This window comes from Anaerotignum lactatifermentans (assembly GCF_014982935.1).
In the GTDB taxonomy this organism is placed as follows: Bacteria; Bacillota; Clostridia; order Lachnospirales; family Anaerotignaceae; genus Anaerotignum; species Anaerotignum lactatifermentans.
On sequence record NZ_JADCKK010000132.1, the window covers coordinates 1 to 1,418 of the forward strand.

General features: G+C 61.0%; 2 protein-coding genes. Both read right to left on the bottom strand.

The features are described from left to right. A partial coding sequence (locus INF29_RS14200; RefSeq protein ID WP_193487384.1) for an NTP transferase domain-containing protein occupies positions 1–368 on the bottom strand: 368 nt, incomplete at its 3' end. A 15-nt stretch (positions 369–383) separates the two neighbouring features. Next, positions 384–1,418 (bottom strand): FAD:protein FMN transferase (locus tag INF29_RS14205; protein ID WP_193487386.1); only part of this gene is annotated, 1,035 nt, incomplete at its 5' end.

The window sequence follows — 1,418 nt, forward strand, 5'->3', positions numbered from 1 at the left end:
ATATGCTGCTCATCCACCTGAGTCAGCAGGTTGGCCAACGTGTCACGGCGAATCAGCGGCACATCGCCGTAAAGCACCAGCACGATGCCGTTGCCCAGACGAGCCAGGGCCTGGGCCACGGCATGGCCCGTCCCCTTTTGCTCTTCCTGCAGCGCAAACAGAACGTCATGCTCTGCCAGCGCGTCACGCAGTTGGTCAGCGCCGTGACCGATCACCACGTGGGTCCGTGCCGGATTCAGCGCCTGAGCGGTCTCCAGCACGTGCTGCACCATGGGTTTGCCTGCCAGGGTATGCAGCACTTTCGGCAAGGGAGAGCGCATCCGCGTACCTTTACCGGCCGCCAGAATGACGATGTCGAGATCATGCATGTTCAGTACCTACCGTTATTGGGCCGCTGCCGGTGTCCAGGCATCGATGCCCAGCTCTTCCAGCAGCGTATCACCAAAATAGTCCTTGAATGCTGGGCTGGCGATGCTGCGCCAGCGGTCGCCGTCGCGCACCAGCAGCAGTACGTTCAAGTCGTGTTCCAGGGCCAGCGCCATGCCCTCTTCCGTACCAACCACCAGCAGTGCCGTGGCCCAGGCATCCGCCCATGCATTGGAAGGGTGGAAGACCGACACCGATACCAGGTCATGGGTAATCGGTTTGCCGTCACGAGGATTGATGGTATGCGAGTAGCGCTGCCCGTCGACTTCGAAGTAATTGCGGTAGTCGCCTGAGGTCGCCACCGACAAGTTGCTGAGCGGCACGATATGCTGAGCCCTTTGCTCACCGTCTTCCGGCACTTCGATACCTACACGCCAAGCCAGTTCATCGTCGGGCTCCCGGTAACCACGGGCGATCATGTCTCCCCCAAGATTCACCAGGTAGTGCTCGATCCCCTGCTGGTCAAGATACGCGCCTACTCGATCGACGGCATGGCCTTTCGCCACGCCAGAGAGGTCGACAAACACATCCCGCGTGCGCCGCGCCTGCATCTGCTGGGCATCCACTTCCAGGGCGTCATACCCGACGGTCGAAAGGCGTTCGGCAAGGGCTTCATCACTGGGCACTTCTTCTGGCCTTGCTTCTGGCCCGAAACTCCACAAGTTCACCAGGCCACCCACCGTCACATCGAAGGCACCATCGCTGTCTGCCGCAACGGCCTGACTGACGGCCAAGACTTCGATCAGCTCATTGGACAGCGGCTGCCACTCATTCAGCGGCGCATGATTGAACGTTACCAGCTCGGCGTCATCCCGATAGGTCGACATGGAACGGTCCACGCTCTCGAGTTCGGCCAGAAAGCCCTCTTCCAACGCCTGTGCCTGGCCCTGGGTCAGCGGATCCATCACCGTCACCTGGTAGAAAGAGCCAAATACCCCTCCTTCAAACCGGGTGGGCGGCTCCAGGGGGCGATCACTCTCGGAGCAGCCTGC